The 390-nt window shown below is 47.7% G+C and carries 1 protein-coding gene; it reads left to right on the forward strand.

Annotated features, from left to right (window positions below; genetic code table 11):
- Positions 1-390: MBL fold metallo-hydrolase (locus tag ACYP03_RS24480; RefSeq protein ID WP_459782444.1), on the forward strand; the 390-nt coding region annotated here is incomplete at both ends.

Below are 390 nucleotides of genomic sequence, written 5' to 3' on the forward strand. Positions count from 1 at the left end.
TGCACACTCCGGCAAGGTCTGGACCGCATTTGCTGATCAGCAACTGGCATTTATCAAAGAGCAGCAACTGACTGTTGATTGGATTTTGGAAACGCACGCGCATGCCGATCACTTATCAGCGGCACATTATCTGCGTGAACAGCTTGGTAGCCCTGTTGGCGTGGGAGAGGGAATTATCAAGGTGCAGAAAACCTTTAAAGCCGTCTTTAATATTGGTGACGACGAATTACTGCCAGATGGTCAGGTCTTCGACCATTTGTTTCACGATGGTGAGCTTTTTACGATTGGTGCATTAACCGGCAAGGTGATGTCGACACCCGGACACACGAATGACAGTGTGACGTATCTTATTGAAGGTAATGCATTCGTCGGTGATACCTTATTCATGCC

This window comes from Photobacterium sp. R1, assembly GCF_054600795.1.